Source organism: Halorubellus amylolyticus (genome assembly GCF_034808145.1).
GTDB lineage: Archaea > Halobacteriota > Halobacteria > Halobacteriales > Natrialbaceae > Halorubellus.
In genome coordinates this window covers 1-18,619 of the sequence record NZ_JAXHGM010000002.1, presented here as the reverse complement: position 1 = coordinate 18,619, position 18,619 = coordinate 1, and the positions used below count along the sequence as shown (strand labels likewise).

Genomic DNA, 18,619 nt, shown 5'->3' with positions numbered 1-18,619 from the left:
CCGGTCGAACTACCGGCAACGGTTTCGAAACGTAACAAGCCATAACCGTCCGCAGTTCGAGAAGTAACCCAATGGAACTCGACGACGCCGACGACGACCCGTTCGAAGAACAACGGGAGAAGGCCGAGAACCCGATGAAGCGCCTGTTCTTCGAGTACGGCTCGGACAACAAGCTCGCGTTCGTGGTCGGAGTGTTCGCAAGCATCGTCGCTCGACTGCTCGACCTGCTGCCGCCGCTCCTCCTCGGGGTCGCGATCGACGCGACGTTCCGCGACGACTCGCCGTTCGCGCTCGGTCCGATTCCGCTCTACGAGTGGGCGTCGGACCCGGAGTCCCAGGTCATGCTCTCGGCGGGAATAATCGCGTTCGCGTTCATCGGTGGGGCGGGCTTCCACTGGATGCGTAACTGGGGGTGGAACTCGTTCTCCCAGCACATCCAGCATCGCGTTCGCACCGACACGTACGACAAGATGCAGCGACTGAACATGGACTTCTTCGCGGACAAGCAGACCGGCGAGATGATGTCCATCCTCAGCAACGACGTGAACCGCCTGGAGCGGTTCCTGAACGACGGGATGAACTCGGCGTTCCGACTGAGCGTGATGGTGCTCGGTATCGCCGTCATCCTCTTCTCGAAGAACTGGCAGCTGGCGACGATCACGCTCGTCGTCGTTCCCCTCATCGGGTACACGACGTACAGGTTCGTGAACATCATCCAGCCGAAGTACGCCGACGTCCGGTCGTCGGTCGGCCAGATGAACTCGCGCCTGGAGAACAACCTCGGTGGCGTGCAGGTCATCAAGACGTACAACACGGAGGACTTCGAGTCCGACCGCGTCGACGACGTCTCCCAGGAGTACTTCGACTCGAACTGGAACGCGATCAACACGCGCATCAAGTTCTTCCCCGCGCTCCGCGTGCTCGCGGGCGTCGGGTTCGTCGTCACGTTCCTCGTCGGCGGCCTCTGGGTCTACAACGGCGAGGGCCCGTGGTTCCTCACGGGGACGCTCTCGACGGGTGACTTCGTGGTGTTCATCCTCCTCAGTCAGCGGTTCATCTGGCCGATGGCGCAGTTCGGGCAGATCATCAACATGTACCAGCGCGCTCGGGCGTCCAGCGAACGCATCTTCGGGTTGATGGACGAGCCCTCCCAAATCGCGGAGGACCCGGACGCCGACGACCTCGTGGTCGACGACGGCGCGGTCGTGTACGACGACGTCTCCTTCGGGTACGACGACGAGACCATCGTCGAGGACATCGACTTCGAGGTCGACGGCGGCGACACGCTCGCGCTCGTCGGCCCGACCGGCGCCGGGAAGTCGACGGTCCTCAAGCTCCTGCTGCGGATGTACGACGTCGAAGCGGGCGCGATCGAGATCGACGAGCAAGACCTGCGGGACGTCTCCATCCCGAGTCTCCGCCAGCACATCGGGTACGTGAGCCAGGACACGTTCCTGTTCTACGGGACGGTGGCGGAGAACATCACGTACGGGACGTTCGACGCGGACCGCGAGGACGTCGTGGAGGCGGCGAAGATGGCGGAAGCGCACGAGTTCATCCAGAAGCTCCCCGAGGGCTACGACACCGAGGTCGGTGAACGTGGCGTGAAGCTCTCCGGCGGGCAACGCCAGCGCATCTCCATCGCGCGAGCCATCCTGAAGGACCCGAGCTTGCTCGTGCTCGACGAGGCCACGAGCGACGTGGACACGGAGACTGAGATGCTCATCCAGCGCTCCATCGACGAGCTCGCCGAGGACCGCACGACGTTCGCCATCGCGCACCGCCTGTCGACCATCAAGGACGCGGACCAGATCGTCGTCCTCGAGGACGGCCGCATCGTCGAACGCGGCACGCACGACGACCTCATCTCGAACGACGGCCTGTACGCGCACCTCTGGGGCGTCCAGGCCGGCGAGATAGACGAACTCCCCGAGGAGTTCGTCGAACGCGCGAAGAACCGCGAGAACCGTATCGAGGTCGACCAGGACGACGATTAACCGGCTCGACTAGCGTACGGCCGCCGCCAGGCGGCCGTTTCTCTGCGCTTTCCCGTCCAGGCGGCCGTTTCTCGCTGCCATAACTCCCAGGCGGCCGGTTCTCTCTGTGGCGTCCGCCGGGGAACCGTTTCTTGCTGGTAGTCTGCTGGGTTGTTTCTGGGTGGTCTTCCGGGGAAAGGTCGTCGTTGGCGCCGTCGTGGCGTCGTGTCTATCGCCACTCGTCGAGGTCGCAGAGTGCGTCCGCGTCGACGGTGAGCCACGTGGTGACGAGGTCGGTGGCGTCGCTGTCGGCGGGGCAGACGGTGCAGCGTCGGCCGTCGTCCGTCTCCTCGACGAGTGTGACGAGTTCGACGGCGGCGTCCGTGGTCTGCGTACTGTCGTGGGACGCGTCGTCGCGTCGCCGTTGGGCGCCGACGGAGCCGTCGCTGTCGTCGTCGGTGCCGGGGTCGGGCGGGGAGGTGGGTGCGGCCATGGGTCTCGCCTCGTGTCGTCGTTGGCCGCGGTATGGGATATAAACGACAGGTCGTTACAGGTCACTGAGAGCGAGCGTCCCGGGCGTCGAGCGGGGAGTGGTTCGTCGGTCAGCGCCAGTCGGTGACGTCGACGACTGCGTTCGCGTCGACGGTGAGCCACGTCGTGACGAGGTCGTCGTCGCCCGCGCACGTCGGGTACACGGTGTACTCGTCGCTGTCGGCGTCGTGCTCGCCGGAGAGGGCGGTGGCTCGCTCGCCTGCCGGTCGCGCGTCGGCGCGTTCGACGGTGCGCGTCATGACTCCACGTACGCGTCGAGTTTGCATAGCTTTGTGGCCGAAACAAATAGGGGCACGGTGACGTCGCGGGGAGTCCGCGGGGCGTCCACGGACTGTCGCTGGCCCGTCGCCGGGGGCGTTCGTTCGTTCCCGGGGCGTGCGTTTCTTGCGGTCGGGGGTCGAGGTGCGTGGTATGGACTTGGCGGATGCGACGTGGACGGACGTGCGTGAGGCCGCCCCGACGGTGGGCGTGGTGCCGGTCGGGAGCACGGAACAGCACGGGCCGCACGCGCCCCTGGGGACGGACGCGATCGCGGCGGAGGCGGTCGCGGAGGCGGGCGTCGAAGCGTACGAGCGCGAGCACGACGCGCCAGTCGCGCTCGCGCCGACGATACCGGTCGGGGTCGCCGAGGAGCATCGGGCGTTCGCGGGGACGCTGTGGGTGTCGCCGGACACGTTCCGGGCGTACGTCCGGGAGACCGCGGAGAGCCTCGCGAGTCACGGCGTCGACGCGGTCGTCGTCGTGAACGGCCACGGCGGGAACGTCGACGCGTTGCGGGAGGTGACCGCGCGCCTCTCGCGCGACGGAACGGCGACGGCGGCCGCGTTCACGTGGTTCGACGTCGTGGACGCGGACGTCCCGATGGGCCACGGTGGGGGGCGCGAGACCGCGCTCCTCCGGCACGTCGCCCCGCATCTCGTCCGCGAGGACCGCGTGGAGGAGGCGGCGGCGGGCGCGAGCACGCGCTGGGGCGACTGGGTCGGCGGCGTGAACGTCGCGCACGACACCGACGCGTTCAGCGCGAACGGCGTCGTCGGCGACCCGCGCGACGGCGACGCTGCGACCGGCGACGCGATGCTCGACGACGCCGCCGACGCGCTCGTCGACGTGCTCGACGCGCTCGCCGACCGCGTCCGCGAGTAACCTGACCCGGTCGTGGGCCGCGTCGACGACCGACGTCGTCCGCTCAGGCGCGTGCGGCGTCGACGTCGTCGGCGTCGGTGAGTGCGACGGCACCGCGAACGACGAGGACGCCCGCGGCGAGGACGGCACCGAGGCCGGCGACCGTGGCGAGCGGCCCGAACGCGTCCGCGACCATCCCCGCGACGGGTTTGAGGACGAGGCGGACGGTCCCGTAACACATCGCGGCCGCGGACAGCACGGTCGTGCGGCCGACCGAGTCGACGTTCGCGTTGACGTACCCGCTCGCGACCGGCGCGACGACCTCGCGAGCGCCTTTCAGTGCGACGAACGCGGGCACGGCGAGAGTGGGTGCGACGGCCGCGGGAACGACGAGGGAAGCACTGACGACGACGGGGACGCCGGCGAGGACGCCCGCCGTTCCGAGGGCGCGTTCGAGGCGGTCGGCGTGATAGCTCGCGACCGCGGCGACCGCGGAGAACCCGGCGTACAGCGGCCCGAGCGCGAGCTCGGAGAGGCCGACGGCGTCGACCGCGATCGGTTGGATGTACGTGTCCACGGCGCCGACGACGCCGAAGAACAGCGCGACGCCGGCGACGACCGACCGAACGGGCGGGCGGAGGAGTTGCGTGCGGACGATGCGAGCGGCGTCGCCCACGCCGAGGTGACCGTCGCCCTCTCCGGTGCCGTCGCCGTTTCGCTCGCCGTCCCCGGCGCCGTCGCCGTTTCGCTCGCGGTCTCTGGTATCGTCGACGCGTGGCATCGCGAGGAGGACGGGGACGCCCGCGGCGTTGACGGTGCCGCCGACGAGGAACGGGAGGCGCGGGTCGGCGGCGTAGAGCGCGCCGGCAGCGAGCATCGTGACGGCGCTGACGGTCATGTTGACGGCGCCGCCGCGACCGCGAACGCGCGTGAACGCGGAGGCGTCGAGGCGTTCCGCGAGGACGTCGTAGAGCCACGCGTCCCCCGCGCCGGACGTGAACGCACCGCCGACCGCCCAGACGACGTAGAGCGCGACGAACGCCGGGAAGGACTCGGCGAACGCGAGCGCGTACACCGAGACCGCGCGGGCGAGTGCGCCGAGCAGCAGACTGTTCCGGCGGCCGACGCGGTCGCCGACGTACCCGGTCGGGAGTTCACCGAGGACCGACACCGCGGCAGAGAGCGACCCGAGGAGCGCGATCTGCGTGTACGAGAGGTCCCTGGAGAGCAGGAAGACCGTGAAGATCGGCCAGAAGAACCCGAACGTCGCGGTCGCGCGGTACGCGTAGTACTTCGCGACGAGCGCCGGTGGTCGCGACGGGAGCGACGGCGTTCGCATCGGACGAAGCCACGTGCCGGCGGTTTGTAGGCGTAATCTACCCCGCGTTTTAGTAGCTCGTTCGACACGAACGGCTTTGGGTCTGGGCGCGCGAAGACGAGGTATGCCCGCGAGCGACGACGACACCGACGCGGACGCCGCGGCGGACGCGTTCGCGCTCGCCGGGAACGAGCACCGGGTCGCCATCCTCCGCGCGCTGCTCGCCGCGCACGCCGACCCGGAGACGCCGTACCCGACGCCGTTCGCGGTCCTCCGCGACCGCGCGGGCGTCGACGTCTCCGCGCAGTTCGCGTACCACCTCGACGCACTCGTCGGCCCGTTCGTCGCGAGGACCGACGACGGCTACCGACTGCGGTACCCCGGCTGGAAGGCCGCCGCGGCGCTCGCCGCCGGGACGTACACCGACCAGCCCGCGTTCGGCCCGACGCGAAGCCGCGGCGAGTGCGCGCACTGCCGGACCGCCGCGTTGCACGCGAGCTACGGCGACGCGTGGCTCACCGTCGCGTGCCACGGGTGCGAGCGCGTCCTCACGCGCTACCCGTTCCCGCCCGGCGCCGCGGCCGCACACCTCGACGACGGCGGCGTCGACGCGCTCCTCGCCGCGTTCGACGACCGCACCCGCTCGCACTTCGCGCTCGGCGTCGACGGCGTCTGCCCCGAGTGCGCCGGGCCGATGCGAACCCGCCTCGCTCGCGTCGAGGGCGAGAACCCGACCGACACGCGCGGCGACGGCCACGCCGTCCAGGCGGTCGCGGACTGCGAGACGTGCGGGAACCACCTCACGCTCCCCGTCGGCTGCGTCCTCCTCGCCGACCCGCGGACGGTCGCGCTCGCGGCCGACCACGGCATTGACCTCGTCGAACGCCCGTACTGGCAGGTCCCGCAGCTCGTCGGCGACGCACGCGTCGAACGGACCGGCACCGACCCGCTCGAAGCCACCGTCTCGCTCGACGCCGACATGACCGTCACCGTCACCGCCGACCTCGACGTGACGCACACGACAGATTGAGAACGAGCCGGACCCGTCGCGACCGCCTCGACCGCGCACTCGCCAGCGACGCTACTCGTCGTCCCCGTCGTCGCCGTCGGCGTGTGCGTCCTCGAGCGTGCTGCGGAGCTCCGGCACGGACGACGCGAGGTCGCCGACCTGGTCGTGCGCGTCCTCGATCGTCCCGATGAGGTCCTCGACGGTCTCGATCGCCTCCTCGAGGTCGTCGGCGTCCTCGAAGGCGTCCGCGCGTTCGCCCATCACGAACGCCTTCTTCGCGTCCCGCAGGTGGTCCTCCGCGTCCCCGACGTCGAGCGCCGACCGCAGCCCGTTCAGGACGCCGAGGACGTTGTCCGCGTCGGTCTCCCAGACGTCGTCGGCCGCCGGAAGGTTCTCGCGCGCCGCCTCCAGTGCCTCCTCGACGTCCTCGCGCATCTCCGACGCCATCTCGCCGAACAGCTCGTCGTCGTCGAGACTGGTCTGACTCATGCCACGACCGACGCCCGCGAGGAGGTTAAGTACCCGCCTGAAAGTGAAAGTGAAATCCGCACCGAGAGCGCTCGTCGACGCCGAATCCGACTCGCGGACCGATAGCGATGACCAGCCCGCGAGCGACGGACTCCACACGTCGGCCGTCACACCGCCGTCGTCAGTCGCGTTCGACCGAATCCACCTGCATCAGCGGGTAGCCGTCCTGCATCGCCATGCTCGTGTACACGGTCGCGTCCTCGTACGCGATCCGCATCGAGACGTCCACGAGCGACCCCGTGAGTTCCACGTAGTCCGCGCCCGCGTCGTCGATGGCGGCCGCGAGCGCGTCCTCGCGGATCGCGACCTGGACGTCCTCGCAGTGCGGTTGGTTCTCGATGGCCTCCTCCATCGCCGTCGCGAGGCTGTCCGCGCTCGACGGCGACACCGGCGTCCCCGCGAACTGATGGTAGAGCGACCCGAACTTGATACCCGCCTCGAACGTCGCTTCCTCGCCGCTCGTCGGCTCCTCGTCCATACGTCGCCTCCGGGAGCGACGCAAAAGTGGATTCGGGTTCCGCGGTCGGCGACCCCGACGCGTCCCCGGGTGCATCCACCGCGCTGAACAGGTACCCCGGGAGCGTCCCGTCCTCGTAGAGAATCTCGACGACCTCCGGCGGGTCGTCGCGGAGCGCCATCGCGGCGCGGAACGCGTCGCGAGCGCGCCGGTGGGTCGGCCGTCGCCGCGGGTCGTCCGGCGCGAGAAAGAACTCCGCGGTCTTCAGGTACGTGAACGCGCGCTGGAACGCGAACCGCGCCGTCCGGTCACGGTCCGCGTCCCGCGCCGCCTCCGCCTGTCGCTCCACGCGCACCCCCGTCCGTCGCCACTCGGTGTGCCACGGCGCCGTGTCGCCGTCGTCGATTCCGTCGACCGTCACCAGAACCTCTCCGGGTTCCGCTCCCTCGAACGTCGCGAACGACAGCGCACGAAGCGTCTGGTAGTCGAACGCCCTTCCATCGAACTGGACGTGCATACGACAACGGACGCGAGCGCACGCAAGAAACACGACCCTGCCCGGAAGGTCAACGCAGGGGTGCCAGACGGTCGCCGCGCCGCGCCCGGGGCGAAGCGAGTGCGGTGCCGCACGGAACCGGACGCTTCTTGTCGGCGCCTCTCCTGCCATCAATCGAATGGACGACCCCGTCCTCCTCACGGGCGCTCGCGGGCACGTCGGCACCGCGCTCCTGGACTGGGCCGGCGACGAGTACGACTGGCGGCTCCTGGACCGCGACCCGCCGGCGAACCCGGACGAGTACCCCGGCGAGTTCGTCGTCGCGGACATCACGGACGAGGACGCGGTCCGCGACGCGATGGCGGGCTGTGGCGCGGTCGTCCACCTCGCGGGCGACCCGCGGAAGACCGCGCCCTGGTCGAGTGTCCTCTCGAACAACATCGACGGCACCCACACCGTCCTCCAGGCCGCCGTTGACGAGGGCGTGGAGAAGGTCGCGTTCGCGTCCTCGAACCACGCCGTCAAGCACTTCGAGACCGAGCGCAAACCGGACCTCTACCGCGAGCACGACGACTTCCTGCTCGACGGCAGCGAACTCCCGCGCCCCGGGAACCTCTACGGCGTCTCGAAGGCCAGCGGCGAGCTCCTCGGCCGGTACTATCACGACGAGCACGACCTGAGCTTCGTCGCCGTCCGCATCGGGAACCTCACCGAGGAACACCCGCCGAAGGACTACGAGCGCGGCCAGGCGATGTGGCTCTCCTACCGCGACTGCGGTCACCTCTTCCAGCGCTGCATCGAAGCCGACTACGGCTACGAGATCGTCTACGGTATCAGCGACAACGACCGCAAGTACTACAGCCTGGAGAACGCCAAGGACGTCCTCGGCTACGAGCCGATGGATAACTCCGCGACGTTCCCGGACGCCTGAGCGCCCTGGACCACCGGCCGCTGGTTGGAATCGCGGCGACCGCCGTCGCGGTCAGTCCTGTTCCTCGACGTCGGCGCCGGGGGCGTTGCGTTTGACGCTCTGGATGCCGTTCCGGGCGTTGGCTTTCTTCCCGTAGCCTTCGCCGCTGTCGGCGATGATGTTCCCGTTGTCGTGGCGGAGCCGCCATCGCCACTCGCTGGCCTTGTCCTCGTAGAGCTCGAACGTCGCCTGGCTGTCGGGGGAGCCGTCGTCCTCGGCGACGCCGTCGTCGACGGTGGCGTCGGTGTCGACACCGCCCTCGGACTCGGGCCACGCGAACTCCAGTTCGTACGTCAGTTCGTCGCCCGCCCGTTCGACGTCGACCTCCATCTCGGATTCCGGGGGCATGTCGACGGTCACGGTGTCGTCGACCGGTGCGGCCTCCCCGCGCTCGAACGCGTTCGCGACGCGATGCAGGTACGCGCCGATCGCCGCTCGCGTGGTCTTGCGTGTGGACTTGTGAACGGTCTCCTCGGTCATGCTTCGGTCGACGCACGCCACCGTCATAGGTGTTGGTTCCGTGAGAGCTCTCGCGGCAGCCGTCGCCACCACGCATCGCGGCCTCGTTCGTGCGCGAGGTCGAACTGGCTGAACGCTAAGTCCGAGCAGCACGTAGCCACTGTATGAGCACTGGTAACGAATCACATGATTCGGGCCTGACGGACGTGGAGGTCGACGCCCTCCACGAGGTCGACCTCGGTATCGAGCACCTCCACCGCGCGCACGGCCACCTGGTCGCGTTCCACCACGCGACCGGCCGCGGCATGGACCACCTCGCCGACGCCGAGGCGCTCCTCCGCGACGCCGGCCACGACGACCTCGCGGACGCCATCCGCGACGACTTCCTGCCCCGCGGCGTCGTCGAGAGCACGCATCCCGACGACCAGGGCCGATGGTCGTACGACATCCTCGAAGCCTACCAGGACGCGTTCCTCGACGACATCGTCGCGTTCGGCGAGCGCGCCAGCGACGAGCTCGCGGACGGCCAGCGGCACGTCAGGGAACGAACGCAGGAACGCGACTGGAAGGGACGCGCCGGCGGGGAGTGACGCCCCTCGCCGCCGCGGGACGACGGCGCGGTCAGTCGAAGAGACCGTCGACGTCGCTGGCGCGGTGATCGCGGCGGTCGACGTGGTCGCGGAGTCGCTGGTAGACGATGTCGTAGTCGTCGTCGGCGGTCGCGAAGTCCACGAGGAACCGTTCGAGCTTCGCGGCCTCGTTCCGGCCGCTGGCGGCGAGCGCGTCCGCGTCCCGCTCGCGTTCGCGGTCCTCGCGAGCGTACGCCGCGGCGCGCTCGACGACCGTCTCGTCGAGCCCGCGCTCCTCGGCGAGCGCTGCCGCCGCGAGCGCCGCCGCGTCGGCGTCGAGTCGTTCGCGCGTCACGCGCTCGCCGTCGACCGCCAGCGTCGGCATCGGGCGGCGTTCGACGACCTCCGGGTCGGTCGCGAGCGTCCCGAGCACGCGCTCGACGAGCGCGACGTCCACCCCGCGGTACTCGTCCGGGACGTCCTCGAGGTACGCGAGCGCGCTCTCCGCGAGCCCCACGCAGCCCTCCCAGTTCCGGCCGCGAGCGTGATGCACCGCCGCCGTCAACTGCACGAGCCCCTGCAGGAATTGCCCGTCGACGTCGTCGCGGTCGCTCGCCAACCACGCCGCCTCCAGCGGGTCGTGGGCCGCGTGATAGTACCCGTCGTTGAACAACGCCACGCCGGCACGAACGTTCGCTCGCACGCCACGTGGTACGGTCGCGACGGACAAACCACCTTCCCTCTCGACGTGCCCGCGCGCACTCGACGACCCACAGTCCGAACCCTGACCTCGGTCAATTCGTTCTTTCAGTCAACACAAAGCTTCCGTCGCTCGGAACCGCACGACGAGGTATGCGACGCCGTGCAATCCTCCAAGCGACCGCCGCATCGACCGCCATCGGTTCCCTCGCCGGCTGTCTCGACAGCCTCGGCGGCGACGACACCGAATCCACGACGAATAATACCGACCCGACCACGAACGACACCGACCCGACCACGAACGACACCGACTCGACGGCGAACGACACCGACCGAACGACGACGCGACCCGCCCTCGCGGTCGACTCGAAGGCCATCGAGACCACGACCACCGCGTGCGGCGCGCAGAACACCGCCAGCATCGAGTTCACCGACAGCGGCGCGACAATCACCGGCGCCGTGCAAGCGTCGACGCCGTGCCACGACGCCCAGTACGTCGCCGAGCGCGTCCTCGGCGGCGTCCTCCAGGTCACCATCGGCACGACCGAGACCGACGCCGAGAGCTGCCAGACCTGCATCGGGCACGTCGAGTACACCGCCACCGTCCAGACCAACCGCGACCCCCACTCGCTCGTCGTCGTCCACGAGTACACGCCCGAAGACAGCGACGAACCGGTCACCGAAACCATCGCCGACAAGACTCGCGAGGACTGACCACCCAGCGACCCACCGCCGCCTCCCCCTCACGGCGTGACCCCACGCGAGAACCCCTCAGACGGCGTTCAACGCGAACACCGCGAGCGTCGAGCACGACCGAGCGCTCGCGCCCGGTCGGAGTCCCCGCGAGCGCAGCGAGCGGGGGCACGTCCGGACGTGACGAAGTAACTGAACGAAGGAACGTCCGGACGGAGATTTGAACTCCGGTCCCTGGCTCCGCAAGCCTCCTCGACACTTCGTGCCTCGGAAGTGATAGTACTTGAATCAACCCAAGTATGGCGGTCTTGCGATCAAGCTTTCGGCTGTGACGATAGTTTAGAAGGGGTGAGAGTATATAAAACCCACCGTGCTGGCGGTGGCAACAACCACGGGAAACTCCTATATGACTGCTCGGGTGAATCGCCCGGGATGGCACCGGCTGGAGCGTGCTTGAGTTCGCGAAAATCTCGGGCTTGGCGTCTACGATTGCGCCACGCTCCTCAATCCAGCTCGTCGTACTTCTCCAGCACCATGTCGAAGTAGTCGTCGTCCATCACGCGCGGGTTCTGCACCTGGTGGAAGTCATCGAGAACGAACGCGGTCTGCTCCCGATCCAGCCCGTAGGCGTGAACGCAGTAGAAACCAGAAAGACGTCTAATCAGAACACTTCCAAGTAGTCTTCAATGACCTCACGTTCTTCTTTGGATAAATCAAACAGGTCATACACTTCTTGGTCAATCTCCGCTTCAAGTTCGTTGATATCGGTTTCCGAGACCGCTTGCTCGTCTTTCCGTAATTCCGCAAGAAGAGCCGTGACATCGTCATCACGCCGGGGAATCGGGATAGACATCTCTTCGCCACTTTCGACCTTCTCACCATCTACAGCCTCATAGACATACTGTGCTCGTTCTTGTCCGTCGATTTGGGGGCCAGTGATCCTGTCTGTGCGTCCCGCCTCAATCGCATACAGACCGTCAGTCCGTTCCTGAACACTCGCGTCTACTGGCCGGCGATTAGTTTGCCACTCGTAGGTGAGATACTCGACTTCTCCAGAAACCGAGTCAAGGTACGTTTCAGGGAAGTCGTTGACCTTTCGTTGGAGAGATTCAGCCTCTATAAGCTGCTGAACAATCTGCTCTATATTCGAGGTAGACTTGGGAAGCGGTATTGATTCGATATACTGTGTTTTGTATCGGTAGTACCGGTCGTTCAGAAACGGACTCTCTTGCTTGATTATGAACTCTGCTACAGAACTGTTTAGCAGACCAAGAAGTTCTTTCTCCGAGTACGGTTGCTCGTCGGAGAACGTCAAGACGTAGTCTGTGTTCTTGAAGCAATCATATCCATCGATAAACGAGAAATGGTTTTCAGTAGCCATATCCGGAACAGCGATCTTGAAATCACCTTCAAACACGGACTTTGGCCGAGGGCCGTCGTACTCGTAAATGTCCTTTCCACCAGTCTCAACACAATACCGGCTTCTAAGTGGGTCTTCGTACTGGTCTAAGTGAGCCTTGATATTCGGGTAGTCTTCTACTCCAACGTACTCCTCGTCTTCGTTGTACGGGTAAATTGCGAGGTCGCCGTCCCATTTCACCTGCCAGCGCCGGGTGAACTTCCCCTTGATTATCGGGTACAGTAGGTCGTTCTCTAAATTGTGTTTTTCGGCGTATTCGGGGGTGACTATGAACGCCTCGTCGGCATTTGAGGCCACACCGCTACGGATACCAATAGAAGCATTTTCAACGTTCGTTTCAGCAACCTCTTCCAACTTATCCACAAGCGCCCGTGCGGGTCGTGGGGTGAAAGCCCAAATCTCTTCGTCCAAATCCGCTGTCGGATAGGATGAGACTTCGAGAGATTCGGTAAGAACGTCGTTTCCGAACTCCCTTTCAATCGTTTCTAAGGGGTTCTCAATCTCTTGGTGGATTTTTGCGTAAGGAACTTCAGTCCGTGTTCTATTCCGGTCCACGAAGAAGATACAGGGATAGTTCGTAGCGTCCTCAAAGACCTCGGTATCACCGAAGTCCACATACCTTGCAAGCGAGTAATCCTCGGTGATAATCCGCCGAATCTCTTTGCCATACTTCGAGCGAGCGAATTTGTTGGAGGTAATGTATCCGAGTTTTCCGTTCTCGGAGAGGAGGTTCAGACCGCGTTCAATGAACAACACATAGAGGTCGAATCGGCCGAAAGCAGAGTCGTAGAGTTCCCGGTAGTACTCCTGATTTTCGTCGGGGATATGCTTGATATTCACGTAGGGAGGGTTCCCTACGACGTACTCGTAGTCCATGTAGTTTTTAACTACGAGTGCCAACACACTGTCCTCAAACATTTTGAACAGTCGCCCATCGTTGTGAACCTCCTTGAGGTATTGAACCGTCTCCAAAATATCGTCCACGTAGGGCGCAAAGAACTCTTCCACGCCCTCGTACTCGCGAGTAGTGTACCGGTGGATAGCCTGCTCAAGTCCACCTCCGTACTCCCACCATCCTTGCCTCATGTGCCACTTCACAACGTCAAGAACACCCTGCAACGCTGCGAAATACTCACCAAAGTTTGACACGCCAGTCTCCAGCTGAATCGTGTCGAACAACGGCATACGCACCCGCCGCACAAGGAACTCGCTATCGGCCTCTGTTTCCTCCCCTTCCTTGGCCTCAACGGGAAGTGGCACGGGAATCCGTACGTCCCCACTATCTTCCGTCATAGCATCCAGCGTCACCTGCCGCGACCCCGACTCCCCAATGTCCTCAACAGTACTGTCTCGCTCGTTCCGCAATGAGTCCGTGCGGAAAATCGGTAGCCGACGGAGCGTGAAATCGGGATTCTCGCGCTTGGCTTCCCGATACTCGGGAAGGATTGCGACCATAAACCGGATTTGTGCCATGAGAACGGCAAACGGGTGAATATCCAGCCCGACGATATGCGGGCGGGTACAGAGTTCTCGCAGGTGGGCTTCCCAATCCGGATCGTCGTTGAACCGCCGCACGTCCTCCAAATACCGCTTGACGGCTTCCACAAGGAACGTCCCTGACCCACACGACGGATCGATCAGCCTGTCGTTAGAAACCCCAGTATCGTAGCCGACATCGTCCATAATGTAGTCAACGACCGGCTGGGGCGTGTAAAACTCCCCGAGGGCCTTGCGCGTATCCGGGTCGAAATACTGCTGGTAGAGGTCACCGAGTGGGTCGCCTTCAACCGCCGAGAAGTCGAACTTCAGCACCGAAAAGAACGTGTGTGCGACTGCCCGACTGAACCGTTCCCGAGTCGCACGCAGAGACTCCACAGACTCTGTGACCTCAATCGTGTCGTCTCGACCTTCAGCCACGTCCTTGAACTGGTTGAGTGGGTTGTCGTGGCCGCGTCCCAATTGCTCTTTGTAGCCGTCACGCCACCAAATGAAGATATCGTCCTCAAACAGGCTCTCTACCAATTGTTCGTGCATGTCTTCCATGAGGCCGTTCGCGGCGACCGGGTAGGCGTCGAGATTTATGTCGTCGCTGAAGCCCTGAAGCCCCTCGACGTACTGCTTTAGGCCACGATTGTCAGGGAAGAAGTCGTGGTCGTCGCAGGCCTTGGCGAGCAACAGCCGGGCGAGCAGGGCGTGGCCGGACTCCAAACAGAACATGAAATCCATGAGGGACTGCTCGCCGTTAATAAACGAGTCCCAAGATTCCGGTATATCCTCGGGTTCGCTCGCATAACTTGCTTCCCAGAAGTCGTATGCACCCTCAACGAATTTCTCCTCCCGGTGGTCGCGGAGTTCTTCGAGTAGGTCCATTTGGGCGGTCACGAGATCAGCGAACGGACTGCCTTCTTCTAACCGGAAGGTGTCGAAGAAGTGCCCTTGGCCGAGTTCCGTGTCGAGGGCGACCGGGTCGAGACCAACCAGGAACTCGTCTACGCTGTCGGGGTCGGTAATATCCCATTTGGGTTTCTCAAGAGCGCCTATCAGGTCGCGGACGTCCCCTCCGGTAGTTTCAGAGAGGGAGACAGAGAGAAGGGGGCCACGACCACCACGTTTGTACAAGCGGAGTTCGGTGCCGTTGGTTAGTACGCCATAGTCGGCGGAAAGGGTATTGACGTAATGAAAGAGTTGGTCGGTGTGCGAGCCGAGATTACGGTCAGGAGACTTGAACTCGTAGACGGCGGTGACGGATTCGTTGGCGTCGAGTGTGACGTAGTCGGGACGACGGTCGTCAGGAAGAGTCCACTCACTTCGGAGGTCGTGGCCGGCTCCCTCGTAGCCGAGGGCAGAGTAGAAGCCTTCGTTTAGGAAGGCGTTTTCAACGTCTTTCTCGCTCATGTCTTCCCCAACGCGCTCCCTGATTCCGTGGAGAATATCACCAAAGGCGGCGGCGTCAGTCATGTGCTACGCGAGACAGTCCGATGGTAAAAATGCTGGTACTCAACGCGACAGGATTCCGGTGAGGTCACACTATTCGATTGCAGGCCGCAGGTCTCGATACCGGAAGTCGACTTGCTCGCCCGTCTCCAGTTCCAGCCGGTAGATCGTCGAGTGTCGGTCGTCGCCGGTGAACTGGCCGGCTTCGTCCTCCAGGTGGTCGACGACCGTACCGTGGACTCCATGATACGTGTCGTGGTCGGGGTCCGTCTCGTCGGGAATATCCACCCGGACGCGGTCGCCCTGCTCGAACTGGACCATCTGATTGCCTCAGGATACGCGAGCGGACGCATTAGTCTTGGGCAACCTCCGTCCACTCGAACCCGCAGGCGTCGCACGGATAGCACTTCTTCGTGACACTCCCCTCCGGCTTCTCGAACATCCAGACCTCGGTATCATCGCGACAGCGCGGGCAGGATTCATGTGTGGTGTGAGCGATAGGCATCGGTGGGAGTCCGCTACAGACCCTCCTGGCCCTCGTCAGCGTGCTTGAGACAGCACCGCGTCTCTACACCCATCCATGCCCCGGGATGCACCTGGGGGCCACCAGGGGACGCGAGCTGCACCGGCGAGACGGGAATCATCGGTCCGACTTAGTTCTCCACCGAGCGTTTGCCATCGCGGACACACGCCCAACATGGCATCGAGGACAGGCCAGCACACTCCGGACACTCCTCGGACTGGGCATCATCGGGAACGCCGCCCCTCAAGGTCAGCAGGTCCGCCGCGGTGGTAGCACTCGCCAGCGCGTCGGGGTCTGGCGCGGGGTTCTCGAAGTCGACCGCCGCGTTGAGGACCGTGGGTCCGGCGACCGTCGCAGCTGCTACGCGATGCTTACACGCCTTGTCACCGTGGACGTCCGCAGGGCAAGCGCACTCCGCGGGTACGACCACACCCTCGCGCTCCTCAACACCCACCACGTAGGCGTGTTCCTCACTCAGGTAGCCGTAGGACGCGTTCGTGACCTTGACCTGATAAGGTCCGACGACGGTGAACTCCCAGGCTTCCCACTCCGCGCGCTTGCGAGTGAGTGCGGTGAAGGTCAAATGCTCTACTGCGGTACGCTTTTGATTCGATGGCTTCGTAGTTGACATTGGCTTTCTGCTCCAAGAAGGCCCAGTCCGTGCGCCTCTAACGCACGGGCGTTTCCGATGATTCACGCCCCGAGGGACCGGTTCTTCTACGTTAGTTCCTTAGACGGCAGTAATAGTAAACCTATCTTCTACCAACTGACACGCCGTCTCCCTCGTGTTACCTCCTTAGACGGTATCTTTAATCACTGGAACGACGACCACACACACATGGGCGACTCGAAACCAGGGCGAAAGCCACGCGTCACCGACGAGGAAATCCTGGCCGTGTTCGAGGAAACCGACGACCCAGTCCTCTCAACCGCCGAGGTAGCAGAAGCACTCCCGCTGCAACGGCGGTCCGTATACAACCGTCTCGTACAGCTGGAGGAGACAGGGCGACTTACACGGAAACAGATAGGCGGGCGGAACACCATCTGGTGGCTGACCGACTAACTGGAAGACATCGGGAAGCGCCGGGTGATGGGGGTAAGAACATGAGACCGTTTTGGCCGGGCTGCGAGAGTGTTAGTTCGTGCGAGGATTTTTACCAAATTTTCGCCGGTTCAACGGGGCAGTAGCACACCCTCTATCACCCTGTTCTATGGACTGACAGTATCTTACTGACAGTCCCTTACTGACGGTCCGGAGCGTAAGACGGCCGCGGCGGTTCCCGTTGATTTACAGTAAGACGAGTACAGTTCTTAAGTACTGTAAATTACTTACAGGGTCTCCCACTGGGACTCCACGTTCACGAAAGCCCGGCATATAGTACTCTATATGTGAGGCTTGCGGAAACACCGTCACACACCGAAGTCTACGTGACCGCACTTCCCGACTGATCTGATTCCATTGTCGCTCCAGATGAACGGCTTACCACGACCGCTTCCACGACGTGAGTTCAAGAACCCGAACTCTTCCAGGCGGTTCAGGTGAGTACGTACTTGTTGTGCAGAGAGCGGTACACGTTCCACTATCTCGCTGCTCCGCCACTCCGCACAGTCAAGCTCACCAATTGCGGCAATCACCTTCTTCATCCCGTCTTTTGGACCAACCCACGTGTGGATTCTCGGCACAACAACCTCACATGGAACCCACTCAGGGAGAGCCGACGTATGGACGTAGACAGTCGCACCACCACCATCACGGCCAAATCGCATCACGGCCTGGATGACCATCTGGTCTCGCATCCAGTGTAGCAATTTGTTTCCATAGTCACCGTAGTCGATGTCCCGACCGTATTGCTCCTCAGCTCGCTCCACGGATTCGCCTGCAAGCGCACACCACTTCACGAGTTCCGGGTCGCCAAAATGCGGGCTTCCAACGACGATGCCAACGCGCTTCTCCGCAAACGTGTTCACGCCTTTCGTCGCACCGTAGTGAGTCCGGTCATCGACAAGCTCGTCAAGACCAGATGGTTCGTATAGGCCGATTGCTTTCTTCGATGAGATGAGGGAGGGTAACTCCTGTTCGGCAAGTCCCACCCCTTCGATGAGGGCAAGGTCCTTGGGTGGACTGACGTGCATGCCGCTGGAATACGGTTTCGGATCTTCACTCGTGCGTACTATACGGAGGCCGAGTTTCCGCTGGAGGAACTCTGCTTTCTCTTCGTCGGTGTGGATCGCTTCGTGTTGGAGGGAGTCTCCCAAGAGTAGACGCCACAATTCGATAGTAGGCGTTCCATCAAGCGCGAGACCTCCTCGTGCGCCCTCAAGCGACGGCCGGGTGAGTATCGTCATGGACTCGTCATGAGGATTAATGACTGCCCTCCCATCGGGGAGCAAAGCTAACTCCCACCCATTGCCCAAATCCTCGGCGGTGAGTAGAACAGACGCCATTTTCGCAGCGTCGATATGCGCGTCGCCACTTGCATCATTGACGACCTGCGACACATCTCGCTGCGCGTGGTTCTCCGCCAACCACTCGCTTCCTGCTTGACGTCGCGCATCGTCGTGTCTGTCTTTCAGAAGGTCTTTCTTGAACCGCCACGGGCTATCGTCCTGCGTAGCCAGTAGCTGGTTTACTGCTGTGGTGATTGATTCCGTGTTGAAGGTCTCCAGAAACGCTTGATCAGGGAACTCGTCGATGGCCACGAATCGGTCTTGGAGGGCATCAATCCCGTGCGGTGACTTGGAGGTGTGTGCGTGGGTGTAGTGCCCAATTAGGACATCGTAATCTTCGGGATTGAAATCGCGGTTCGCGTGAAACGAACGGCGGTGTTCAGATAAGCACTGAAAAGTGAGGAACGGCATTTTCGAAGTGTTCTATGCCAGAAAACGCCGTCCTC

The 18,619-nt window shown here is 63.9% G+C and carries 18 protein-coding genes; 7 read left to right on the top strand and 11 right to left on the bottom strand.

What is annotated here, in order from left to right; all coding sequences use genetic code 11:
* Positions 1-71: 71 nt before the first annotated feature.
* Positions 72-1,997 (top strand): ABC transporter ATP-binding protein, encoded by a 1,926-nt coding sequence (locus tag SM754_RS05765; RefSeq protein ID WP_323675277.1) that lies wholly within the window; start codon positions 72-74, stop codon positions 1,995-1,997.
* 208 nt (positions 1,998-2,205) lie between these two features.
* Here SM754_RS05765 and SM754_RS05760 read toward each other — a convergent pair whose 3' ends face one another.
* Together SM754_RS05760 and SM754_RS05755 are read right to left on the bottom strand one after the other, a co-directional pair.
* A complete protein-coding gene (locus SM754_RS05760) occupies positions 2,206-2,469 on the bottom strand; it encodes a DUF7511 domain-containing protein (protein WP_323675276.1) in 264 nt (87 codons plus the stop codon).
* 109 nt (positions 2,470-2,578) lie between these two features.
* Complete coding sequence (locus SM754_RS05755) at positions 2,579-2,767, bottom strand: DUF7511 domain-containing protein (RefSeq protein ID WP_323675275.1); 189 nt, start codon at positions 2,765-2,767, stop codon at positions 2,579-2,581.
* Between the two features lie 172 nt (positions 2,768-2,939).
* On the opposite strand from SM754_RS05755, the gene SM754_RS05750 reads away from it, so the two are divergent.
* Entirely contained in the window at positions 2,940-3,671 is a 732-nt protein-coding gene (locus SM754_RS05750; RefSeq protein WP_323675274.1) for a creatininase family protein, read from the top strand.
* Positions 3,672-3,714: 43 nt separating this feature from the next.
* Here the strand turns inward: SM754_RS05750 and SM754_RS05745 are convergent, their stop codons facing one another.
* Positions 3,715-4,989, bottom strand: a complete 1,275-nt coding sequence (locus SM754_RS05745) for an MFS transporter (protein ID WP_323675273.1) — start codon at positions 4,987-4,989, stop codon at positions 3,715-3,717.
* 103 nt (positions 4,990-5,092) lie between these two features.
* Here SM754_RS05745 and SM754_RS05740 point away from each other — a divergent pair, with 103 nt between their 5' ends.
* On the top strand, positions 5,093-5,998 hold the full coding sequence (locus tag SM754_RS05740) for a DUF7351 domain-containing protein (protein WP_323675272.1): 906 nt from the start codon (positions 5,093-5,095) through the stop codon (positions 5,996-5,998).
* A gap of 51 nt (positions 5,999-6,049) precedes the next feature.
* On the opposite strand, the gene SM754_RS05735 is transcribed toward SM754_RS05740, so the two are convergent.
* Positions 6,050-6,466: a DUF5790 family protein gene (locus tag SM754_RS05735; RefSeq protein ID WP_323675271.1), complete on the bottom strand. Its 417-nt coding sequence runs from the start codon at positions 6,464-6,466 to the stop codon at positions 6,050-6,052.
* A 160-nt stretch (positions 6,467-6,626) separates the two neighbouring features.
* Positions 6,627-6,983, bottom strand: coding sequence for a dihydroneopterin aldolase family protein (locus tag SM754_RS05730; protein ID WP_323675270.1), 357 nt, complete (start codon positions 6,981-6,983; stop codon positions 6,627-6,629).
* A 653-nt stretch (positions 6,984-7,636) separates the two neighbouring features.
* Between SM754_RS05730 and azf the strand changes: the two genes are divergently transcribed.
* Complete coding sequence (gene azf, locus SM754_RS05725; protein WP_323675269.1) at positions 7,637-8,389, top strand: NAD-dependent glucose-6-phosphate dehydrogenase Azf; 753 nt, start codon at positions 7,637-7,639, stop codon at positions 8,387-8,389.
* A gap of 51 nt (positions 8,390-8,440) precedes the next feature.
* Here azf and SM754_RS05720 read toward each other — a convergent pair whose 3' ends face one another.
* Positions 8,441-8,908, bottom strand: coding sequence for an HVO_2922 family protein (locus SM754_RS05720; protein WP_323675268.1), 468 nt, complete (start codon positions 8,906-8,908; stop codon positions 8,441-8,443).
* A 143-nt stretch (positions 8,909-9,051) separates the two neighbouring features.
* Between SM754_RS05720 and SM754_RS05715 the strand changes: the two genes are divergently transcribed.
* A complete protein-coding gene (locus SM754_RS05715) occupies positions 9,052-9,477 on the top strand; it encodes a hypothetical protein (protein WP_323675267.1) in 426 nt (141 codons plus the stop codon).
* Between the two features lie 31 nt (positions 9,478-9,508).
* Here the strand turns inward: SM754_RS05715 and SM754_RS05710 are convergent, their stop codons facing one another.
* Complete coding sequence (locus SM754_RS05710; protein ID WP_323675266.1) at positions 9,509-10,159, bottom strand: DUF309 domain-containing protein; 651 nt, start codon at positions 10,157-10,159, stop codon at positions 9,509-9,511.
* A gap of 149 nt (positions 10,160-10,308) precedes the next feature.
* Here SM754_RS05710 and SM754_RS05705 point away from each other — a divergent pair, with 149 nt between their 5' ends.
* Positions 10,309-10,869 (top strand): hypothetical protein, encoded by a 561-nt coding sequence (locus SM754_RS05705; RefSeq protein WP_323675265.1) that lies wholly within the window; start codon positions 10,309-10,311, stop codon positions 10,867-10,869.
* 640 nt (positions 10,870-11,509) lie between these two features.
* Here the strand turns inward: SM754_RS05705 and SM754_RS05700 are convergent.
* The 3 genes from SM754_RS05700 to SM754_RS05690 form a co-directional block, all read right to left on the bottom strand.
* Complete coding sequence (locus SM754_RS05700; protein ID WP_323675264.1) at positions 11,510-15,226, bottom strand: Eco57I restriction-modification methylase domain-containing protein; 3,717 nt, start codon at positions 15,224-15,226, stop codon at positions 11,510-11,512.
* A gap of 69 nt (positions 15,227-15,295) precedes the next feature.
* Entirely contained in the window at positions 15,296-15,523 is a 228-nt protein-coding gene (locus tag SM754_RS05695; RefSeq protein WP_323675263.1) for a DUF8139 family protein, read from the bottom strand.
* 332 nt (positions 15,524-15,855) lie between these two features.
* On the bottom strand, positions 15,856-16,356 hold the full coding sequence (locus SM754_RS05690) for an SWIM zinc finger family protein (protein ID WP_323675262.1): 501 nt from the start codon (positions 16,354-16,356) through the stop codon (positions 15,856-15,858).
* A gap of 207 nt (positions 16,357-16,563) precedes the next feature.
* On the opposite strand from SM754_RS05690, the gene SM754_RS05685 reads away from it, so the two are divergent.
* Positions 16,564-16,788 (top strand): hypothetical protein, encoded by a 225-nt coding sequence (locus SM754_RS05685; RefSeq protein ID WP_323675261.1) that lies wholly within the window; start codon positions 16,564-16,566, stop codon positions 16,786-16,788.
* A 347-nt stretch (positions 16,789-17,135) separates the two neighbouring features.
* On the opposite strand, the gene SM754_RS05680 is transcribed toward SM754_RS05685, so the two are convergent.
* Positions 17,136-18,425, bottom strand: a complete 1,290-nt coding sequence (locus SM754_RS05680) for a hypothetical protein (protein ID WP_323675260.1) — start codon at positions 18,423-18,425, stop codon at positions 17,136-17,138.
* Positions 18,426-18,619: the final 194 nt, after the last annotated feature.